Below are 1,333 nucleotides of genomic sequence, written 5' to 3'. Positions count from 1 at the left end.
GCGGCCTATAACCACAGCGCGGCCTGTTACGACCGCGAGTATCTGTTCCAGTTCTCCGAATTGGATCCACGCATCCATGTGCAGGCGGAACAACAGGCGGCGAACGCGTGCACGGCGCCGAACGGCTGCATGACCGTGGAGACGGAGCCCTATCACCCGGCCTATTTCATGGTCAACGGCCGCTCGATGCCGGACGACATGGACCCGAACTACGCGGTGCAGTATCCGCATCAGCCCTACAACGGCAATCCGCACATGCATCCGGGTGAACTGGTGCTGTTGCGGATCATCGGCACCGGCCGCTGGCAGCATCCGTTCCACGAGCACGGCAATCACGTGCGGGTGCTGGCGCGCGATGGAAACATGCTGCTCAGCAAGACGGACCCGACCAAGGTGGCCGGACCGCTGCTGTTCACGACGACCACGACGCCGGGCCTCACGATGGATGGAATTTTCTACTGGACAGGCAAGGGCCTGAACTGGGATGTCTATGGGCATAAGCCTGGGGACCTGTACACCGATACTGATCCGAAATATGCGGCTTACGTCGGCAAACCGGTCGTCTGCATTCCGGACGTGAACGGCTATTACACGGCCGACCCGCTCGCGCCGAACTACTACGAGTGGTGCGCCGATCACGGCAAGGCGCTCGAAGCGCATCCGTTCGGCAACGTCGGCAGCGGCGGGCCGGTCACCCTGCCGGATTCGCATGTGGTGACCAACGGCTTCTGGTTTGGTGGCAGTCCTTATCTTGGGCCTGACGCGACCATACGCGCCACCGCGCCCACCGGGACGACGCCGCCGAGCGGGACGATCGCGAATCCACCCGCAACGGAAGCAGGTTTTGCATTCATGTGGCACTCGCATAACGAGCGCGAGATCACTACGAACAACATCTTCCCAGGCGGAATGATGATGATGATGCTCGTCGATCCACAGGTTTTCCTGATTGACGAATCCAATTAGAGGCGGGGAGAAGCGCGATGAGATCCACTCAGTTTAAGGCGACCCTCTTCGCCGTGCTCAAGGCAGGGGTCACAGCGTCCATTCTGCTGACTGCCAGCAGCATATCTTTTGCTCAAGTCGTCAATCTGACGGCGAAGGCGACGACTGCCACGCTGCCCGACGGGCAGGCGGTGCCGATGTGGGGCTACACCTGTACGCCGGCTGCGGTTGCGCCGGCGACCTGTGCGGCGGCAAATTCGGGCGCCGGAGCGAACTGGTCGCCTGTGGTGATCACCGTGCCGCCAGGACCGCTGACGGTCAATCTCACCAATAGCTTGCCCGGTGCCGTGCCGACCTCGCTCGTCGTGGTGGGGCAGTTGGGCGGCGG

At 62.3% G+C, this 1,333-nt stretch carries 2 protein-coding genes; both read left to right on the top strand.

The features are described 5' to 3' along the window. On the top strand, positions 1 to 966 hold a 966-nt coding region (locus tag P3T25_RS48545), incomplete at its 5' end, for a multicopper oxidase domain-containing protein (protein WP_429364889.1). Between the two features lie 17 nt (positions 967 to 983). Further along, positions 984 to 1,333, top strand: a 350-nt coding sequence (locus P3T25_RS48540; protein WP_429364887.1) for a hypothetical protein, incomplete at its 3' end; no start/stop codon positions are given.

It is taken from the genome of Paraburkholderia sp. GAS32, from assembly GCF_050434225.1.
GTDB classification, from domain to species: domain Bacteria; phylum Pseudomonadota; class Gammaproteobacteria; order Burkholderiales; family Burkholderiaceae; genus Paraburkholderia; species Paraburkholderia madseniana.
Note: the sequence above shows the minus strand (reverse complement) of the source record. Positions and strands in the feature narration are given on the sequence as shown.